The 17,933-nt window shown below is 44.1% G+C and carries 18 protein-coding genes and 1 pseudogene; 4 read left to right on the forward strand and 15 right to left on the reverse strand.

Translation table 11 applies throughout. The features are described from left to right. Window positions 1-17: 17 nt before the first annotated feature. The gene (rpmF, locus tag AC6IZR_RS00285) at window positions 18-200 is read left to right on the forward strand and encodes a 50S ribosomal protein L32 (RefSeq protein WP_003009516.1); all 183 of its coding nucleotides are present in this window, start codon (window positions 18-20) and stop codon (window positions 198-200) included. A 15-nt stretch (window positions 201-215) separates the two neighbouring features. Continuing rightward, window positions 216-365, forward strand: a complete 150-nt coding sequence (rpmG, locus tag AC6IZR_RS00290) for a 50S ribosomal protein L33 (protein ID WP_001265622.1) — start codon at window positions 216-218, stop codon at window positions 363-365. A gap of 446 nt (window positions 366-811) precedes the next feature. Here rpmG and AC6IZR_RS00295 read toward each other — a convergent pair whose 3' ends face one another. The 4 genes from AC6IZR_RS00295 to AC6IZR_RS00310 form a co-directional block, all read right to left on the reverse strand. After that, a complete protein-coding gene (locus AC6IZR_RS00295) occupies window positions 812-1,615 on the reverse strand; it encodes a hypothetical protein (RefSeq protein ID WP_497848569.1) in 804 nt (267 codons plus the stop codon). Between the two features lie 344 nt (window positions 1,616-1,959). After that, window positions 1,960-2,595, reverse strand: a complete 636-nt coding sequence (locus AC6IZR_RS00300) for an SdpI family protein (protein WP_497848570.1) — start codon at window positions 2,593-2,595, stop codon at window positions 1,960-1,962. Continuing rightward, window positions 2,582-2,863 carry an autorepressor SdpR family transcription factor gene (locus AC6IZR_RS00305; protein WP_003013876.1) on the reverse strand — a complete coding sequence of 94 codons (282 nt, stop codon included), beginning with the start codon at window positions 2,861-2,863 and terminating at the stop codon, window positions 2,582-2,584. The genes AC6IZR_RS00300 and AC6IZR_RS00305 overlap by 14 nt, the downstream gene beginning before the upstream one ends. A gap of 510 nt (window positions 2,864-3,373) precedes the next feature. Continuing rightward, a complete protein-coding gene (locus tag AC6IZR_RS00310; protein WP_003015343.1) occupies window positions 3,374-3,976 on the reverse strand; it encodes a hypothetical protein in 603 nt (200 codons plus the stop codon). Window positions 3,977-4,187: 211 nt separating this feature from the next. Here AC6IZR_RS00310 and AC6IZR_RS00315 point away from each other — a divergent pair, with 211 nt between their 5' ends. Together AC6IZR_RS00315 and AC6IZR_RS00320 are read left to right on the forward strand one after the other, a co-directional pair. Next, the gene (locus AC6IZR_RS00315; RefSeq protein ID WP_497848571.1) at window positions 4,188-5,105 is read left to right on the forward strand and encodes a helix-turn-helix domain-containing protein; all 918 of its coding nucleotides are present in this window, start codon (window positions 4,188-4,190) and stop codon (window positions 5,103-5,105) included. Window positions 5,106-5,609: 504 nt separating this feature from the next. Beyond that, window positions 5,610-6,795, forward strand: a pseudogene (locus tag AC6IZR_RS00320) (CynX/NimT family MFS transporter). A gap of 86 nt (window positions 6,796-6,881) precedes the next feature. Here the strand turns inward: AC6IZR_RS00320 and AC6IZR_RS00325 are convergent. The 11 genes from AC6IZR_RS00325 to AC6IZR_RS00375 all read right to left on the reverse strand — a co-directional run bounded on the left by AC6IZR_RS00325 (window position 6,882) and on the right by AC6IZR_RS00375 (window position 17,797). Beyond that, window positions 6,882-8,012, reverse strand: a complete 1,131-nt coding sequence (locus AC6IZR_RS00325) for a LysM peptidoglycan-binding domain-containing protein (RefSeq protein ID WP_497848572.1) — start codon at window positions 8,010-8,012, stop codon at window positions 6,882-6,884. 485 nt (window positions 8,013-8,497) lie between these two features. Then, window positions 8,498-9,121, reverse strand: coding sequence for a V-type ATP synthase subunit D (locus AC6IZR_RS00330; RefSeq protein ID WP_003002380.1), 624 nt, complete (start codon window positions 9,119-9,121; stop codon window positions 8,498-8,500). A 3-nt stretch (window positions 9,122-9,124) separates the two neighbouring features. Further along, the gene (locus AC6IZR_RS00335; protein WP_003002370.1) at window positions 9,125-10,510 is read right to left on the reverse strand and encodes a V-type ATP synthase subunit B; all 1,386 of its coding nucleotides are present in this window, start codon (window positions 10,508-10,510) and stop codon (window positions 9,125-9,127) included. Further along, window positions 10,497-12,287 carry a V-type ATP synthase subunit A gene (locus tag AC6IZR_RS00340; protein ID WP_003015402.1) on the reverse strand — a complete coding sequence of 597 codons (1,791 nt, stop codon included), beginning with the start codon at window positions 12,285-12,287 and terminating at the stop codon, window positions 10,497-10,499. The genes AC6IZR_RS00335 and AC6IZR_RS00340 overlap by 14 nt, the downstream gene beginning before the upstream one ends. Window positions 12,288-12,320: 33 nt before the next feature. Beyond that, window positions 12,321-13,025, reverse strand: a complete 705-nt coding sequence (locus AC6IZR_RS00345) for a GNAT family N-acetyltransferase (RefSeq protein ID WP_003015412.1) — start codon at window positions 13,023-13,025, stop codon at window positions 12,321-12,323. After that, a complete protein-coding gene (locus tag AC6IZR_RS00350) occupies window positions 13,022-13,342 on the reverse strand; it encodes a V-type ATP synthase subunit F (RefSeq protein WP_003009443.1) in 321 nt (106 codons plus the stop codon). The genes AC6IZR_RS00345 and AC6IZR_RS00350 overlap by 4 nt, the downstream gene beginning before the upstream one ends. After that, a complete protein-coding gene (locus AC6IZR_RS00355; RefSeq protein ID WP_003015308.1) occupies window positions 13,323-14,342 on the reverse strand; it encodes a V-type ATPase subunit in 1,020 nt (339 codons plus the stop codon). Before AC6IZR_RS00355 ends, AC6IZR_RS00350 begins: the two co-directional genes overlap by 20 nt. Window positions 14,343-14,351: 9 nt before the next feature. After that, complete coding sequence (locus AC6IZR_RS00360; RefSeq protein ID WP_101770961.1) at window positions 14,352-14,942, reverse strand: hypothetical protein; 591 nt, start codon at window positions 14,940-14,942, stop codon at window positions 14,352-14,354. Between the two features lie 70 nt (window positions 14,943-15,012). After that, window positions 15,013-15,492, reverse strand: a complete 480-nt coding sequence (locus AC6IZR_RS00365) for a V-type ATP synthase subunit K (protein WP_003009435.1) — start codon at window positions 15,490-15,492, stop codon at window positions 15,013-15,015. A 30-nt stretch (window positions 15,493-15,522) separates the two neighbouring features. After that, the gene (locus tag AC6IZR_RS00370; RefSeq protein WP_497848573.1) at window positions 15,523-17,484 is read right to left on the reverse strand and encodes a V-type ATP synthase subunit I; all 1,962 of its coding nucleotides are present in this window, start codon (window positions 17,482-17,484) and stop codon (window positions 15,523-15,525) included. Next, the gene (locus AC6IZR_RS00375; RefSeq protein WP_497848574.1) at window positions 17,474-17,797 is read right to left on the reverse strand and encodes a hypothetical protein; all 324 of its coding nucleotides are present in this window, start codon (window positions 17,795-17,797) and stop codon (window positions 17,474-17,476) included. Before AC6IZR_RS00375 ends, AC6IZR_RS00370 begins: the two co-directional genes overlap by 11 nt. Window positions 17,798-17,933: the final 136 nt, after the last annotated feature.

Genomic DNA, 17,933 nt, shown 5'->3' on the forward strand with positions numbered 1-17,933 from the left:
AAAAGGAGAAAAACGAAATGGCAGTACCTGCACGTCGCACATCAAAAGCGAAGAAAAACAAACGTCGTACGCACTACAAAGTAACAGCTCCATCTGTAAACTTTGACGAAGCAACTGGAGATTACTCACGTTCACACCGTGTATCACTTAAAGGATACTACAAAGGACGTAAGATCGCTAAAGCTGCATCAGCTGAATAATAGAAGGGAGATACCATGCGCGTAAATATTACACTTGAACACAAAGAATCTGGTGAACGCTTGTACCTTACTTCTAAAAACAAACGTAACACTCCAGACCGTCTTCAATTGAAGAAATACTCACCAAAACTTCGCAAACACGTTGTGTTTACAGAAGTTAAATAATTGAGTTTAAAAAGTCGTTGAAAATCAATTTCAACGACTTTTTTCTTTTTGCCAAATGCAGTATATTGCACTCTATTTCAATTCAAGCTCTGGCTTTTTCCAAAAATTAAGTTGGGAAAATATTGTCTTTCCATGATATTTGCATTTAATGATATGAACGCTACTAAAATTATATATTATTATACAACTTTATATTTAATAATATAGGAAATCTCTAAAGATAGGGCTTTTATCACTCACGAAAACTTTAAAATATTCGAACCTCTTATCTGAACCTGAAATCAAAAGTTTAAAGTCTTTAGTTTCATTTTTCCATATATATTCTATCTCAAATTGATAACTATAGTCATACGCTACGTATCTATCTAACAGTCCATTAATTTTATTAGCAGCATATTTTTTGATTCGATCTTCTTCCTATAGAAAACCTGATTTTTATATCTTATCTATTTTAAGTCAATACCACTATGACCTTTTCTCACAGAAATCATAAAATCATGATAATCTCCTGGAACATCGTTTTCTGAATCAGCCTCAGTTAATCCCACATAATAAGAATCTTTTACTTCCTCTGCACTCTTTGAGAAGAAACCTTCTCTCAATATCTTTTGAGTTTTTTCTACTTGATAGGACATTGAGTCTTTGGCAAGCTGTTGTACGGCAAATGTTAAAACCATCTGCATTTGATTTTTGCTATACTCATCTCGATCATATGTCCCAAAAGTGTAGTTCACTACCCTTGCCTTTGGTTCCTTATAGTTTGATGCAACGACTGCATCAAACTGTTTTTGTACATCTTTGATTGTTTCATCTAAGCGTTTCAATTTTTCTCTCACGTCAGCGGAGTTTTTCGCGTCCCACGATAGCTGTATACCTTCCTTCTTCATTGATTCTAATTGAACTTCCATCCTTTCCCTGAGCTGTTGTTTTTGGCGATAAAAATTACGTTCATGAGCTTTTTTTGCAATTTCGAGTATCTGTTTGTCATTCTTCCCACTAAATTCACCAAGATCTATATCCAGTCCCAAATAAGCTACCACATTCCCTTTCCCATCAAAATGATACACAGCGGTAACTGCATCATATGGATTCAAAGTAACTTTTTCCCCATGATGGACATCAATCCATACAGAATCCGTTTTCAACTCTTCCGTCATTTTTATCCCTTTAATTTTAATATGTAACCCTTCACAAGCGACCAACACTACTGCTATCAATGATAGAAAGACTAATTTCATCCATGTCTTCATTCTAATTTCTCCAAAATTAAATTCCTCCAAATTATTATACCATATACTGATATTTATAGCTTTTTCTCACATTTTTTAATATACTTAGAAGAAAAATATCCATTGAAATAATCATACATACTACAACTCTGAGAAATGACTCCTTTGAAAAGTAATTCTTAATGGTAATATACATTCTGTTAGCTCTCTTCGTTAGTTTTATCATATCTTCAGTCTTATATATCAATTTTAAATGGTGGATCACTCTGGCTGTGAATGCAAGTTTTCTGTTCTCCTATCCAAAATCGAAAAACAACCAGAGAAGAATCAGTTCACGACTGCTTCTTCTCTGGTTGTTTTTCATACTAACGATTTTTCCGACTTAATTGATAAGAGTACATCACAGGGATAAACACAATAGCGAGGATGACCAGCACCAAAACATAAGAAAGCGCGAATTGAAGGCCTGCTTCAAGAAGAAGGATCAACCCTCCGAGGACCCACAACTTCCCTGCCAAGCGATGGGTTTTGTGCCAGTTATCTTCACTCTGCAAGGTCCAAGGCAGACGGATTCCAACCGTATGGTTCACTTTTAGCTTAGGCATGTAATTGCCCATGATCACAAAGATGAGCCCTAGCAGAACCGAAACAAAAACTGATGGATTGGTAGTAGATCCTAGCGCCTTGCTATAGATGAGATAGGAGGTACTTAAGGAAACGATTGGGGTCAACCAGTAAATCGCTCTGATCATTTTTTCATTCATAGCGCTATTCTTAGAATCGCGACCGATCATAAAGATCATAAACAGATGCACCATGAGATCGAAAATAGGAAGACCAAACACAACCAGGGGTTTCGATTGGAAGTTATTGGCCTGGCCAGCAAAATTGAAGTGAATCGGGATTTGGTTAGGCAATTGCGACCAAATCATCAGCCCCCAAAGCATGGGGAAAAGGATCACCATAGAAGTTAATAGCAATAGTTTTTTATTCGTTTTCATCAGTAGAGTCTCCTTTCAAATCAACGAGCCAGACCATTAAATCCTCCAAGACAGAAGTATTGAGTTCATAGTAGATAAAATTCTTCTCTTTTTCCTCTCGAATTAAATCTGCCTGCTTGAGGAGGCTTAAATGATGGGAAATGGTCGCTCCTGCTACATCAAAGTGGCCAGCGATATCACCAGCAGATAATTTCCCCGTCTTTAGCAGTTCTAAGATACTTCTTCTTATCGGATTCGATAAAGCTTTAAATGTTTGCGCAAAATTCATTCTCTATCTTCTCCAATCTATTTAGATTTCTTTCTAAATGGATTCTAGTACTTTCGGATGGGTTTGTCAACTCTATTTAGAAAAAAATCTAAATAGTTTCTGTTGTAAAAATTTATCAGACCTAAGACCGATTCTTATAAACAGCGTCTTTTCTTAAGTTTTCTTTAAGAAATCAGCCTTATAATAAAACCATCAAATGAAGACCTCCTAACTTTGTTTGATAGAAAATCCTAAACTTTTTCATAATAATCTCCCTATAAGAGCCACCAAAACCGGTGGCTTTTTCTATGTACCTTAGTGAGTCAAGTCCAATAGGGACTTAGACGAACTTAGGTACATTGATGCAGTTCGAACGACAGTGAGAACTACGATCCTTAATACGTTAGCGAACTTAAGTACATGGATGCCTTGCGGAACTACTTTTTACAAGACAACAAAATAACCTCCATGAGAGCTCTGATTTTTGATCTGGACTCTCGGGAGGTTTTTTCATCTTTTATCTTTTTGACATTACATATCTTTGTGGATACGATAAGTATTGTAAGCAGTGACTACATTAGCAACGGCACTGACCCTTGAGCTACGTGCGATATCGGCTTGTAGGGCATTGGCCTCCTCTTGCAGATTCACTTGCGTTTCATGAAATTGTTGCATTTCAAGCAGATTATAGGCTTCTGGCAAGGTAGAGGCACGGCCTTCTGCAATTAAGTTATATAGTCGGAAGAGGTCGTGGTAATTGTAAAATTTTTGCGGGAAACCTTGCATCCCTTGTTGGTAGGCTGGTTGGCTGATTTCCTGGTTATAAAGAGCCCGGGCATTGGCAAGAGCTTGCTTGGCTGGGGCTACAAATACAAAATATTTGATCGCAATCAACCCACCCATCAATCCGAGCATTAGTAGAAAACCGTGCATCAGGTGACTTTGTTCTAAGAGAAAAATCGTAAAAGCAAAAAGAAGATTGAGGGCCAGTGTGACCGTGATTGGCCCATTGAGTCTCTTCGCTGCTTTATTTAAACGGTTTTGTTGCCGTTGAACTTCATCCCAAGCAACTGCTGCAGGGGCTGTTAGCACGCGCTTTTCATCTAATAGCTGTAAAATTTCTTGTGTCGTCATTGTCAAACTCCTTTTGTTATAAGCTTATCTTCTAGAATTGACCTTATTTTATCAAAAATCCCTTCCTAAAAAAGGGCCATGTAAACTATAGTTTCATTTTTCTTAAAAATCGAAGAATTTCTAGTTTTTTTGTCAAAAATTAAACTCAGAGTTTAATTCCAGCCTTTTTTGAGGTATACTAATGGTATGATAATTGAAAGGAAGTTCCCCTATGTCCTCATCTTCGCCATTTGGTCCAACATTTCGTAAGATTCGTGAAGCACGCGGTCTTTCTCTAAAAGAAGTCGCTGCAGATATTGTCTCTCCTCAGTTCCTCAGCCAATTTGAGCGTTCTCAAAAAGGAGTAACCATTGAGACCTTCTCTCGCCTCTTGCTGTCTATGGGGGTGGATTGGGATACCTTTTTGTCCCATTATCCTGGCTTAACCATTCAAAATTTCAGCCCCATTTTGATGAAACACATCAATCAAGAAAACATGGATTTTCTGTCCATTATTGAGCGCTTAAAGCACGAAAAATCACCTGTTGCAGAGGAAAACAAAGAACTCTGGCAACTCTATTTGCGTTCGCTTGAAATCAATGTCAATAACGCGATGGGAAAAGAGATCCACCTAGAAGACGCACCTGTCTCGATTCAACGAATCGCTCAAGAAGTGCCTTTTGCCTATCAAAATGAAATTGAGCAAGACTTTACCATTGCTCTTTTGTCTGTCTTGCCCTATGAAGTCGTCGCTAAGATTCGAAAGGAATCCTTGGAACTTTTTGAAAGCAGTTCTTCAGCTTACTCTGCCAATGCATTGGCCTCTTTGCTGTTAAATCTAGCCAACTATCTTATTAAAAAAGAACTCTACTTAGAAGCTCTGAATTTTCTTCAATCGATTAACCAGCTTCGCAAGCGCAAACCGATTTTAAACACCAGTATTTCCATGCAGTTAGAATTTATGCAGGTCTATGCCCTCCTTGGCTTAAATGACAAGGAAGGGGTTTACCGTGCCAAGCAGGTCCTAAAAGCCCTGGAAGGTTTGATTGCACTCGAAAATTTCGGAAGCCCGCTTGTTCAGATCAAAACAAAATTCATGTTGCGAGTCAACGAACTCAACAAAACCGGCATTGATTTCTTCAGCGAATAAAGGCATCTCAGACTTTAGACCGATTCTTTCAATCAGCGCCTTTTCTTAAGATTTCTTTAAGCAAACCGCCTTATAATAAAACCATCAAATGAAGACCTCCTGACTTTGTTTGATAGAAAATCCTAAACTTTTTCATAATAATCTCCCTATAAGAGCCACCAAAACCGGTGGCTTTTTCTACGTACCTTAGTGAGTCAAGTCCAATAGAGACGTAGACGAACTTAGGTACATTGACGCAGTTCGAACGACAGTGAGAACTACGGTCTTTATAATACTTAATGAGGTGAACTCAGAGAGTTTAACCGAATTTAGAGATATTGATGCAGTTTGAGCAAAGCGAAAACTACGTTCCTTATTCCCTTAGCGAACATCAGCGAGCTTAGGTACATTGATGCAGTTCGAACGGCAGTGAGAACTACGTCCCTTCTCCTTCATTTGTACAAATACTCCAATTTATGCTCGATCTATGTTATAATGAAGGGAATTTTTGTCTGAGGAGGATTTATGAAAAAAACACATTCTATGCTATTCATCCCGGGCATCATTATGCTTGGGATTGTTTTACGAACACCATTTACTACGCTTCCGACGGTCTTGTCTGACATCGCTGCTGGTTTGGGGGTAGATGTGAGCTCTCTGGGACTATTGACTAGCTTACCACTTCTCACCTTTGCCACTTCTCACCTTTGCCATTTTCTCACCTTTTGCGATTCAATTTGCTAAAAGGTTGGGGATTGAGCGCCTCTTTTTCCTAGTTTTGATCGTGATTACGATCGGATCTGCCATTCGGATTATCAATCTTCCCTTTCTCTATCTGGGAACCATCTTGATTGGAGCAAGTATTGCCTTTCTCAATGTGCTGCTTCCAAGCTTGATTCAGGCCAATCGGCCTAAGCAACTCGGTGTGCTAACGACTCTCTACATCACCTCTATGGGGATGTCCACAGCGATCGCCTCTTCTGTGGCCGTTCCGATCACCAAAGCCACTTCTTGGCAAGGTTTGGTCAACATCTTGACAGCCTTATGTGCTCTTGCTTTGGTCATCTGGATTCCTAACCTTCGCTACAACCACCATCTAAAAAAGACAGCTACTACGGAATCTAGTAGCAAGTGGTATACCAATAAATATGTTTGGGCTATCATGATTTTTGGAGGCTTGCAGTCACTGCTTTTCTACACAAGTATGACTTGGCTTCCGACCATGGCTGTTCAAGCTGGCCTTTCAAAGGTTGAATCTGGACTACTGGCCTCCGTGTTCACCCTGATCAGTCTCCCATTCTCCTTAACGATCCCAAGTTTAACGACACGGTTATCCGATCGCAATCGACGCTTGATGCTTACGATTGTTGTCGGAGCAGGGATTCTGGGGGTAGCCATGCTCTTAATCCCGACTAGCAACTTCTTCTACTGGTTGGTATTAAATGCCCTAATTGGAAGTTCCGTTAGTTCGCTCTTCCCTTACCTCATGGTCGCTTTCTCCATGAAATCCAGCACACCTGAAAAAACAGCTCAACTTTCCGGTCTTGCCCAAACAGGTGGCTACGTCTTTGCAGCCTTTGGTCCCATCCTCTTCGGCTACAGCAAATCTCTCTTTCACTCTTGGACACCTGCCATTCTTATGCTCCTGGTCTTAACCATCATCATGGCCATTGCTCTTTATCAGGTGGAAAAAGTCGATCATATTTTATAACCATCGTCTGGCTGGAAGATTCGTCTTCCGGCCTTTTTTGTGTATACAAAAAAAGAACTAGGCACTTGTCCTAGTTCGAAGTTTTATTATCCGTTAAATGAGATATGTACGTGATCGTAGTGGTTTGCTGTATCTCCACCACGGTCTGGCATTTGGTTCCATGTATTAGCTGGTCCGTAAATGTTGTCGACTGGCATGTAGAATTGTTGTTTCCAGATGATGTATGAGATACCTGCACGGTCCATGTTGTCAATTGCATATTGGGCAACTTGATCTCCAAGTTCAGAACTTGTTGGAACCATTACGTCTACTGCAAGTCCTTGACCATGGTCTTCTGGATCCCCTTCACGGTAACCGCCGATATTTGTAATACCAAATTTCGCCGCGATTTCTTGACGGAAAGCTTCCGCTTGCGGTTTAAGATTTGGATCAGTTGGAAGAACGTTACCAGTTGTTGGAGTTGATGCTACTGGCTGCACTTCTGGTGTAGCAGCAGTTTCTACTGCTGGAGCTGTCTCTGCTGGAGCTTCAGGAGCAGAAGCTGGTGTTTCAGCAAGTGCTTCTGTTGCTGGAGCAGATTGAGGAGCTTCTGCTGGGGCTGCTTCTTGATTTTGAATTGCAACATTGACAGCTGGAGCACCGTAGTTTGGTGTTTCTGGAACAGCTGGTTGAGCTGGTGTTTCTGCTCCTGAGACAGCAATTACAGGAGCTTCCGCTGGAGCTTCTTGAGTGCCCGCTGCTGGAGCAACTGGAACAGCTTTGTTATCTTCGTTTACTGATTTAGACAAATCGTTAACAGCTACTGTTTGGTCATCAACTGTCACTTGGTTTGTTGTCAAGTCAGCACTTGCAACGGTTGCATCTGTCGCACCTGCTTGAGGAGTTTGGATTTCAACTGAAGTTACTTCTTTTTGATCATTTACTGTTGTTTTCAAAACAGTACCTGGGTAGATCAAATCCATGTTGCTGATGTTGTTCAAGTTTGCCAACACATGTACATCGATTCCAAGCGCTTCTGCGATCGAACTCAATGTATCACCATATTTGATGGTATAAGTTTGTTGGTTTTCACCGCTTTGTTGGATATCATGTTTGATTTCATCTACTGAGCGAGCTACCCAATCTTCAAGTGTTTCTGCAGTGGCTTTTGTAAATGGAATCACTGCAAGAGCTACTGTTGAAGCGATCAAGGCTTTCGTATTAACTTTTAATTTCATCTTTTATCCTCTTTTTTCTTTGTTTTTTTGCTCAATATTTTCTTGAACAAATGAACTACTACTCTATCTTATCACAATTTAAAAATAATAAAAGGTCTTTTTGTCTATTTAACAAAACTGTATTTTTCTTGTAATATTTCGTCTTTCTTGTCACATTGTTACAAACTAGTAACATAAAAATAGGGTAGTGGAAGAAGAGTGAGAGGGTGCAAAAAAGCCTCATCCAGGAGCCGTTCCTCGATGAGGTTCTTGTTTTTTTAAAGTAATTGAGGCCGGGCTGAAAAGCTGGGTGAAAAACGCAAACTGTAATAGTACTAACTTCAAAGGCACAGTAGCTGATTGGATTTTTCTCTCACTTTAAGAGCTCGGAAAAATCCTAATCAGCCTTGTGGGGGCAGGACAACGAAGCATTCTATACAACAGTGCTTCTGTCCTGCTCCCTATTTTCCTTTGAGTTGCTTAACGGCTTTGTATCTTGATGTATCTTATTTTACCTTCATGATTCTGACGAGGTTGGCGCGTTCGGCTTCTTCGAGTTTCATTTCGATATAATAGATAGTCTCTTTGAGGTCTGGGATGGTCGCATACTCGAGTCCGTTCACTCGACGGCGGGTTTTCTCGATTTCATCTGCCATGAGTTGGCAGCTTTTTTCGATTTCCGCTAACTTGAGCAAATCTGGGAGTAGATCCCCCATTTCTTGGATCGTGCTATCCATTTGACTGTTGGAGGCGAGGTAGCTATAAACCACGTCCCCTTCATCATCTCCGTATGGATTATCGATACGGGCATGGAGCTTGGGCACGCGCACACTCATGACATTTTCTTCCTCGATATGGAGCATCACTTCTCGCGTAGGAACGGCAAAGATTTCTTCCACCATGAGGTCGCTCTCTAAGGACTTGGCCATCACGAAATCTTGCATATTGCCCACAAGCGCTGCCTCCACCTTTTGGCGCAGACGATTATTCTCACGCACAGCTTCAATAAAACGGCGCATAAGTTCATCCCGCTTATCCTTGAGCAACTTGTGCCCTCGGGTTGCTGTCTTGAGGCGCTCTTTGAGAATATTAAGCTCCATCCGAGTTGGTTTTACATTTAATCGTGCCATAGGCTAATCCTCTTTGTTTGGCAGATACTTGTCAATCATCTCATCCTTGATCCGTTTAAGCTCTGTTCTTGGAAGGATGGATAAGAGTTCCCAACCGAGATCCAAACTTTCCTCAATCGTCCGATTGGTAGTGAAACCTTGATTGATGTATTCCTGCTCAAAGCGGTCCGTAAATTTAACATAGAGCTTGTCGGTATCTGACAAGGCAGACTCCCCAAGCACTACGGCCAATTCTTTGGCTTGTTTTCCTTGGGCATAGGCCGCAAAGAGCTGGTTCATGGTCGCCGCATGGTCTTCCCGAGTCTTGCCTTCACCAGAACCCTTGTCCTTCAAACGAGAAAGGGATGGAAGAACATTGATCGGTGGGCGGTAACCACTATTGTAGAGATCGCGGGACAGAATAATCTGACCTTCGGTGATGTAGCCTGTCAAGTCAGGGATGGGGTGGGTGATATCATCTTCCGGCATAGAGAGGATCGGAATTTGGGTCACAGATCCTTTCTTTCCAACCAAGCGTCCTGCACGTTCGTAGAGGGTTGAGAGGTTAGTATAAAGGTAACCTGGATAGCCCCGACGACCTGGAACTTCCCGGCGGGCAGCGGAGACTTCTCGAAGGGCTTCACAGTAGTTGGTCATATCTGTCATGATAACCAAGACGTGCATGTCTTTTTCATAGGCCAAATATTCGGCAGCGGTCAAGGCGATCCGAGGAGTCGCAATCCGTTCGATAGCTGGGTCATTGGCTAAGTTGATGAAGAGGACAGAGCGGTCAATGGCTCCTGTCTCCCGAAGGTCGTTCATAAAGAACTCGGCTTCTTCAAAGGTAATTCCCATGGCCGCAAAGACCACGGCGAAGTTTTCTTCAGAATTAAGAACCGTCGCTTGACGAGCAATCTGAGCCGCCAACTCCTTGTGAGGAAGACCAGAACCTGAGAAGACTGGGAGTTTTTGTCCCCGAACCAAGGTATTCAAATGGTCAATGGCTGAGATCCCTGTCTGGATAAATTCATCTGGATAGTCCCGCGAAACAGGGTTGATGGCTTGTCCATCAATGTCCAAGTACTTCTCTGGGATAATCTCTGGACCGCCATCGATGGGTTTTCCCATCCCGTTAAAGATGCGTCCGACCATGTCTTCAGACACAGGAAGTTCTAGGGGACGTCCGGTAAAGCGGACTTTGGCTTTTTCCAAGTTGATCCCGCTAGATCCTTCAAAGAGCTGGACCATGGCCTTATCTTCTTGGACTTCGAGGACTTGTCCCTGACGGGTCGTTCCATCATGAAGCTTGATTTCTACCAGTTCATTGTAGTGAACCCCTTCGACCTGATCGACAATCATCAAGGGGCCAACAACTTCGCTGACAGTACGGTATTCTTTAATCACGCTCATTGTCTACTCCTCCTTTTGCGACGATTTGGTGTAGGGTTTCTACGATTTCTTCTTTCAGGGCTTGAATGGTTGCCAACTGATCCTCATGGATGAACTTGCTCCGGGCAATGCGGTCCCGAAGAGCCACGGTTCCTTCCATGATTTCTGTGAAGTAAGCTCCTAATTCTAGTGCTTTTTGACTTTCTTGGTCAAAGGTCAAAATGTTGGTCAACAAGGCCACCTGCTTGCTGAAAGAGGTATAGGTATCGACCTCATCAAAGGCATTTTGTTGCAGGTAGTCTTCACGGATCATCTTGGCCGCATTCATGGTCAAGCGGTCTTTTTCAGACAAGGAATCTAGACCAACCAAGCGGACGATTTCTTGCAATTCACTTTCCTTTTGAAGCAAATTCATAGCGCGGGTCACTTTTTCAGACCAGCTGATTTGTTCATGTAGATCGATATAGCGACCGACTTCATCTTGGTAAAGCGAATAAGAACTCAACCAGTTGATGGCTGGGAAGTGACGACGTTGGGCCAATTGAGCATCTAGTCCCCAGAAGACCTTGACAATCCGCAAGGTATTTTGCGTGACGGGCTCTGAAATATCTCCACCCGGAGGAGAGACGGCACCGATGGCGGTAATCGAACCTTCACGCGCAGTGGTTCCGAGCGTCTTAACCCGACCGGCCCGTTCATAGTATTCGGCGATCCGGCTACCAAGATAGGCTGGGTAGCCTTCATCCCCTGGCATTTCTTCTAGACGACCAGACATTTCACGGAGAGCTTCTGCCCAACGAGAAGTAGAGTCCGCCATGATGGCAACGGAATAGCCCATATCACGGAAGTATTCGGCGATGGTAATCCCTGTGTAGATGGAAGCTTCACGCGCCGCTACTGGCATGTTCGAAGTGTTGGCGATCAGAACGGTCCGTTGCATGATGGATTGACCAGTCGTTGGATCGATCAATTCTGGAAATTCATTCAGAACGTCCGTCATTTCATTTCCACGTTCCCCACAACCAACGTAAATTACGATGTCTACATTGGCAAACTTGGCCACCTGGTGTTGCACAACTGTTTTTCCAGCTCCGAAAGGACCAGGAACAGCTGCAGCTCCACCCTTAGTCACTGGGAAGAAGGTATCGATGACCCGTTGACCGGTGACCAAAGGCTCTACTGGAATCAGTTTTTGTGCAAAGGGACGGCCTCGACGAACCGGCCATTTTTGCATCAAAGTACCAGTAAAGAGGCTACCATCTGCCTGCTCGATCTCATAAACCGGCTCTTTTACTGTGTAAGAACCTGCTGCGATCTTGGTCACACGTCCACTCACACCAAAGGGCACCATGATGCGGTGCTCCACCATATTGGTCTCTTGAACGGTACCGACGATGTCTCCTGCAACCACCTCTGTTCCTTCTGTCACGCTTGGTTCAAAGGCCCATTTGGTGTCCCGATCTAGATTTGGAACTTGCACCCCACGAACCAAAAAGTCACTGGCAGTAACTTCTTGGAAGCGTTCCAAGGGGCGTTGGATCCCGTCAAACATCTGAGAGATCAAGCCTGGTCCCAATTCAACAGAAAGGGGAGCTCCGGTTGTTACCACTGGTTCTCCTGGACCAACTCCAGACGTTTCTTCATATACTTGGATAGAGGCTTCGTCCCGCCGCATCTCAATAATTTCGCCAATCAAACCAAGATCGCCGACCCGGCAAATGTCTTGGATATTGGCCTCCTGCATCCCTGATGCAACCACCAAGGGACCGGAAACTTTGATAATTTTTCCTTGAGTCATGTATTCCTCCTGGGAATCCTTTGTTTCTTTGTTTTACTTTTTTGCTATCTCTCTTAGAGATTGCTTTTGTTGGCCATTGGCATCGAAATTGCTTGGATCCAACCAAGCTTCTAGTCGATGTTTGATTTCTGGCCATTCTTGGTCAATGATGGACAACCAGTCTGTATCACGGGTCCGACCTTTATAAACAACAGCCTGACGGAAACAGCCTTCATAGGTGAACCCTAAGCGCTCAGCTGCTTTGCGAGATGCTTGGTTTAAGGCATCGCATTTCCACTCATAGCGGCGGTAGCCTAAATCTTCAAACACGTAGCGCGCTAACAGATACTGGGCTTCCGTAGCCATGCGTGTCTTTTGGAGCGCTGGCGAGTAGGTCACTGCTCCGACTTCGATCACCCGGTTGGCTTGATCGATCCGCATGAGAGAGAAAGTCCCCAAAGCCTTGCCTGAATCTTTGTCTACAATCGCATAGTAAAAGCGACCTTGGGCTGTCATGAGATCATCTAATAAGTGGTCCCACTCCTCCTCATTGCGGGCAGGGCCTTTGAACAGAAAAGTCCACATAGCTGCTGGAGAGTCCGGCCCGTAGACCTGATAAAGATCTGCTCCATGTTTTTCTTTTGAGAGGCGCTCGATCACGGTATAGCGACCTTCGATCCGCTCAATAGCTGGCAGACGCCCCGGTGTAAAATCCGGCAGTGCATCGCCAATCGCTTGACCAAATTCATTTGTTCTCATAAAATATCCTGTCCTACTGCTTTTTCGACATTATCACGAATCCGCTGTTGGCCCAGTCCTGTAGTCCCTCTATGGGTCGGGATAAGGATCAGAGCCGGTGTCAGCTGCTGGTCGTAAAAAGCTACTGTATCTGGAATGGCCTGAGCAATATCCTCTGTCAGGTAAATAATCCCGAAGTTTTCCCGACTGAGTTTTCGCAAGGTATTGATCGCTTCTTGTGGCTCTGTGACCGGATAGGTTTGAAAGCCAATCAGGCGAAAAGGAAGGATGGCGTCCCGATTGCCCACAACGGCGATCTTATAGGTCTGTTTGTCCATAAATCGGTCTCATCCTTTCTTTGATTTCTGCTAGCGGAAAACCATTGTCCAAACCAGAGAGGACCAAACGAAGGTTGGTCACCTCTAACTCTTTTCCGTAAAGATAACGAACAAGAGGGAGTGGTCCATCGACTTCAAAACGGCCAGCATCTAGAAGACTGAATTTCACCAAACTTTCTAAATACTCCAACTCTACGGTCTTTAGTTGACCGGTGCGCATCTTTTCTTCATAAGTCTCTAAGGCGAGATCGTACTCCAGCGGATTGACTTGATAAAACCAGGTCAACCACTGACCGGATTCTAACAGGTCGATCACCTGATGGGCACTGAGGCTCCCTTCATCTGAAAGTAATTGGTGCATAAAGCTATGCGGTTTTTGCTGATCCAAGGCCCGCTTGACCGTAATCGCATTGTAAAAGTCAATGGTCACGTCCACCAACTGCTTCAGAATCGGATGATCTAGGCTGTCCCCTAAGTATCTCAGGTGTTTAAAATAAGCCAAGTCCATCCCGATTTCGAGAACCCGCAAGTCCTGATAGTCTTGGAATTCTTGCCAGGTTGCAGCCACTTCTTCCGCCATAAAGGCTGGGCAATGCTCCGCAGAAAAGGTCGCCACCAAATGCTCGAGCACATCGAGAGAATAAGGACCGATAGGGATCAATAAGTGCCCCAACTTGCGCTCTGTCGCCTTGTGTTTTAGATAAACCTTGAGATTATGATAGGTGTACTTCAAGGTAAAAAGGCTAACCAGGTCTGACTGAGGGGTCACTTCAAAAGCCCATTGGTATTCTGCCAACAAGGCTGCCATCAGGCGGGCTTCAAGGGCTGCCAAATCCTTGATCTCCTTGCTATCCAGAGCATAAGGTGTCCCTTGTAGCAAACCTTCTCGACTCTCGCTTGAGGGACTTGCAAGCAACTGCTCGAACTGACTGGGACTGACAAAACTAGCCTCACGTACGCTGATTCCTGTATTGACTTGAGAATAGGTCCGTTCGCTCATTGCAACCTCCTAGTTCTCTTCATCTGTGAAAATGCTGGCTGCCATCTGATAGCTTTCTTGCTCCCAAATGGAATCCACCAAATCACGGTAGAGATAGTTGTCATCAATCTTCTCAACCGACAGGACAAAGCCTGCTTGAGCTGGGATCGTTGCATCTGCAACTGTCACATTCTGATGCGTCTGCTTCAATCTCTCAAGAGCTGCTGAATCAAATTTAGCAGCGCTCACTGCCCCAAAGGTCAGGGTCACAACTTGTCCCTGATAGCGCTCTAAGACCGCATCTACAAACTGCATTTCCTTTTCAAGGGGCCAAGCCACCATCGCTTCATAAGCATCTGCAAAGAGATCCTTTAAGACTCGTTGCTTGGTGACAAGGGTTGATTGGCGTTTTTTATTTTCGATTTGTTGGGTTTCACGTTGCAATTGACGTTGAATCCGCTTGAGCTGCTCGGAGCGTTGATTGAGTTTATCTTGAATCAAACGCTCTTCTTGCGCAGTCTCTTCTTTTAGGATGGTTTCCTTGGCCTCTTCTAAGAGTTTACGCCCTTTTTCGTGGGCTTGTGCCAAGATCGAATCCTTTAATTGGGTTTGTTCATCCATATCGTTTTTTCTCCTATTGCATGCGTCTTGTGTTTTTCGCCTCGCGAGGCGAATCCATCAAAGCTAGCTCTTAGCCGACGCGTAGGGTCAATAGGAAGGACACAACGAAGGCCAAGATGGCGTAGGTTTCAACCATGGCCGCAAGGATAACCCCTTTCATCATGTCTTCAGGGCGTTTGGCCAAGATTTGCATCCCTGCTGTCGCAACATTTCCTTGGTGTTTGGCTGAGAAATAACCAACGATCGCAACTGGAAGAGCTGTAAAGAAGTAAGCAACCCCTGTTTCAAGTGGCATATCTGGCTTAATTTGCAACCAGATCAAGATCCCGATAACGAAACCGTACAAACCTTGTGTACCTGGCAACAATTGCAAAATCAAGGCTTGGGCAAATTTTTCAGGTTGTTCTTTCAAGAGCGCTGCTGCTGCTTGACCCGTTTTACCAACCCCAAGGGCAGATCCCATTCCACTAAGTGCAACGGCGATCGCCACACCAAATGCTGCAAAGAAGGCGCCCCCATGGGCTGAAAAATATGATGCTAAAGATTCCATGAATATACTCCTATTTATTAAAGATAATACTTATTTTTTTGTTTTAATATAGCGTTCAGAAGGTTTGAGAGGACGAAATGGTTTGCCTCCTCCTTCGTAGAACTTACCGAAGAACTCCACAAAGATCAAACGGGCTCCATGCACATATCCTGACAAGAAGGACAGGAACATATTAATGGCATGTAGGACGATAAAGAGCAGAAGCCCTACCGTAAACCGTCCAAGCGGTGGAAAGAGATTGACAATGAGGTTGAAGGCTGAACCGATACTCGCTCCAGACAAGCCCAAGGCCATCAAACGGGTGAAGCTGACTAAGTCTCCAACATAGCCACTAACATTGTAGAGGTTAAAGAGACCAGAGGCTAGGCCGGACAACTTCTTGGCACTGACAATGGAAACAATCAAGATCCCAATGGCATTCAAAATAGCCAGCCACTTGCCAATCGGAACTAGAAGGCTCATCCCTGGCAAGATATTGCCTACTGCTAGAAGCATTAAACCAAGTAGGATCAAGACCCAAGCAAAGCCAGCATTATAGGCTTCCGTGTAGTCTTTGAGGCGAATATTTTTCATCCCCCCTAGGAACAGTCCCACTAAGACAGTGACAAAACCAAAGACCACTGAGAGGATCAGGATGGTCATGGCGTTACTGGTCGTACTGATCAGGGCAAAAGGCATCTCAAATCCAAAGAAAGAGCCATAGACCACACCCCAAAGGGCAACTGAAATTCCGAGGAGACTGAAGAAACGAAGGTTCTTCGCTGTCCCAGGCTTGAGCTTGAAGGCTTTAAGGGCAAAGCCTGTCGCCACCGTTAGCAACAGTCCATAACCGATATCTGCGACCATCATGCCAAAGAAAACAAAGTAGAAGAGAGAAACGATCGGTGTCGGATCTTTCTCGTAATACTTAGGTAGGGCGTACATCTCTGTGACTAATTCAAAAGGCTCTACCAAGGCATTATTTCGCAACTGGATCGGAACGTCATCCCAATCTTTTTCCGTCACATCGCGTGTCTCTAGTAAGACCCGAGAACCAAAACCTTCTTGCAAGAAGTCTCGTAATGAGGCCACTTGGGATGTTTCAATCCAACCCTCTAGAGCTACCAAGCTTTGCGTGCTGGCAAGAAGCGCCTTGGCTTCCTCACGAGCTCCCAAGCTCAACAAGTAATCCATCTGGTACTTGAGCTGGTCCAACTCCTTCTGGGAGTTTTGCAACTCGGCTAGGGTTGCTGCAACTACAGCTTCTTGCTCTTTGATTTCCCCTTCTAGGCGATCCAAGTAGACGGCCGGGACCTGCTCTTCTTCATAGTCCAATTCTTTGAACCCATGATCTTCTAGAAGCTCCTGAACAGCTACACGATCTCCCGAACGATACAAGATGACATAGCCGTGTTCGGTTTCAGACGTAAAGACTTCTTCTAACTCCAGCTCAGGATGAGCTTTTAAGGAAGAACGAACAGCGTCTGTATCGCTATTTGGGATCGTCCCGATCAAGCCATGCACATAGTGAAAAGTAGCGAGGGCAGCTGGCGTCACCTCTAACGGTCGCCATTTTTCTAAGCGCTCTATCTCTCCCTTTGCATCCGCAATCTTCTGACGAGCCTTGTCTAACACGCGCAATTGGCGTTTCAACTTGGTCAATAGAAGATCCTCGTCTCGAATCATCCCGTGAGCCTGCAAGTCATCAAAAGACAAGCTTAAGGGTTCTTCCTTCAGAGCTTGCAGAACCTTCTTCTCAGGCATGTAGGGCTCTAGAGTCTGAATCATTTTTTCAACTTGTTCTTGACGTTTTTGCAGCTCTACCAAGGCTTGACTATTGTCCTCTGTCAAGGGTTGAGACAAGGTATTTGCCTCAAAGGCAGCCTGCCATTCTTCCTGTTCACTGAGGTCATAAATCTGGATTTTTGCCTCAGACTGTAGCGCTAGTAGGAGACTGTCCAAGTCATCTTTGGGCAAGATGAGGGACAGTTTTTGCATCTGACTAACGGCCATAGCTTGCTACCACCTTTTCTACAATGGCTTCAACTAACCTAGCTCGTTTATCGGTCATCGCCTCTTGTACCTTGGCATCATTGCGCGCAACCGTTTCTTCCAGATCTTTCGTTAAACAGACGAGTCTTTCCTGGGCGTTTTTTTCTGCCTCTGTGACCAATTGCTTGGTTTCCTCATCGTAATGCTGTGCCACTGTTGCAAGGCGATCGCGTGAATCCGTTCGGATTTGTTCAACTTGAGCTTCATAGCCTACGATCACGCCCTGAGCGGCTTGCTCGATCTCTTGCATCATCTCGAGTGTTGCATTCGACATCGTCACACCTCCTTATTCAACTATTGTTCTTCCAACAACAGTACAATTATCTTAAATTATACCACAATTCATATCGTTTGTTCAGGCCCAACCGGGAATTTTCAGAAAATTGTGGACAACCAACAAGCCCAACTGC

It is taken from the genome of Streptococcus mobilis (assembly GCF_059727625.1).

What these genes read in the sequence shown, in the direction of transcription:
- rpmF (WP_003009516.1), top strand. Translation starts at nt 18, where the DNA reads ATGGCAGTACCTGCACGTCGCACATCAAAAGCGAAGAAAAACAAACGT.
- rpmG (WP_001265622.1), top strand. Translation starts at nt 216, where the DNA reads ATGCGCGTAAATATTACACTTGAACACAAAGAATCTGGTGAACGCTTG.
- AC6IZR_RS00295 (WP_497848569.1), bottom strand. Translation starts at nt 1,615, where the DNA reads ATGAAGACATGGATGAAATTAGTCTTTCTATCATTGATAGCAGTAGTG.
- AC6IZR_RS00300 (WP_497848570.1), bottom strand. Translation starts at nt 2,595, where the DNA reads ATGAAAACGAATAAAAAACTATTGCTATTAACTTCTATGGTGATCCTT.
- AC6IZR_RS00305 (WP_003013876.1), bottom strand. Translation starts at nt 2,863, where the DNA reads ATGAATTTTGCGCAAACATTTAAAGCTTTATCGAATCCGATAAGAAGA.
- AC6IZR_RS00310 (WP_003015343.1), bottom strand. Translation starts at nt 3,976, where the DNA reads ATGACGACACAAGAAATTTTACAGCTATTAGATGAAAAGCGCGTGCTA.
- AC6IZR_RS00315 (WP_497848571.1), top strand. Translation starts at nt 4,188, where the DNA reads ATGTCCTCATCTTCGCCATTTGGTCCAACATTTCGTAAGATTCGTGAA.
- AC6IZR_RS00325 (WP_497848572.1), bottom strand. Translation starts at nt 8,012, where the DNA reads ATGAAATTAAAAGTTAATACGAAAGCCTTGATCGCTTCAACAGTAGCT.
- AC6IZR_RS00330 (WP_003002380.1), bottom strand. Translation starts at nt 9,121, where the DNA reads ATGGCACGATTAAATGTAAAACCAACTCGGATGGAGCTTAATATTCTC.
- AC6IZR_RS00335 (WP_003002370.1), bottom strand. Translation starts at nt 10,510, where the DNA reads ATGAGCGTGATTAAAGAATACCGTACTGTCAGCGAAGTTGTTGGCCCC.
- AC6IZR_RS00340 (WP_003015402.1), bottom strand. Translation starts at nt 12,287, where the DNA reads ATGACTCAAGGAAAAATTATCAAAGTTTCCGGTCCCTTGGTGGTTGCA.
- AC6IZR_RS00345 (WP_003015412.1), bottom strand. Translation starts at nt 13,025, where the DNA reads ATGAGAACAAATGAATTTGGTCAAGCGATTGGCGATGCACTGCCGGAT.
- AC6IZR_RS00350 (WP_003009443.1), bottom strand. Translation starts at nt 13,342, where the DNA reads ATGGACAAACAGACCTATAAGATCGCCGTTGTGGGCAATCGGGACGCC.
- AC6IZR_RS00355 (WP_003015308.1), bottom strand. Translation starts at nt 14,342, where the DNA reads ATGAGCGAACGGACCTATTCTCAAGTCAATACAGGAATCAGCGTACGT.
- AC6IZR_RS00360 (WP_101770961.1), bottom strand. Translation starts at nt 14,942, where the DNA reads ATGGATGAACAAACCCAATTAAAGGATTCGATCTTGGCACAAGCCCAC.
- AC6IZR_RS00365 (WP_003009435.1), bottom strand. Translation starts at nt 15,492, where the DNA reads ATGGAATCTTTAGCATCATATTTTTCAGCCCATGGGGGCGCCTTCTTT.
- AC6IZR_RS00370 (WP_497848573.1), bottom strand. Translation starts at nt 17,484, where the DNA reads ATGGCCGTTAGTCAGATGCAAAAACTGTCCCTCATCTTGCCCAAAGAT.
- AC6IZR_RS00375 (WP_497848574.1), bottom strand. Translation starts at nt 17,797, where the DNA reads ATGTCGAATGCAACACTCGAGATGATGCAAGAGATCGAGCAAGCCGCT.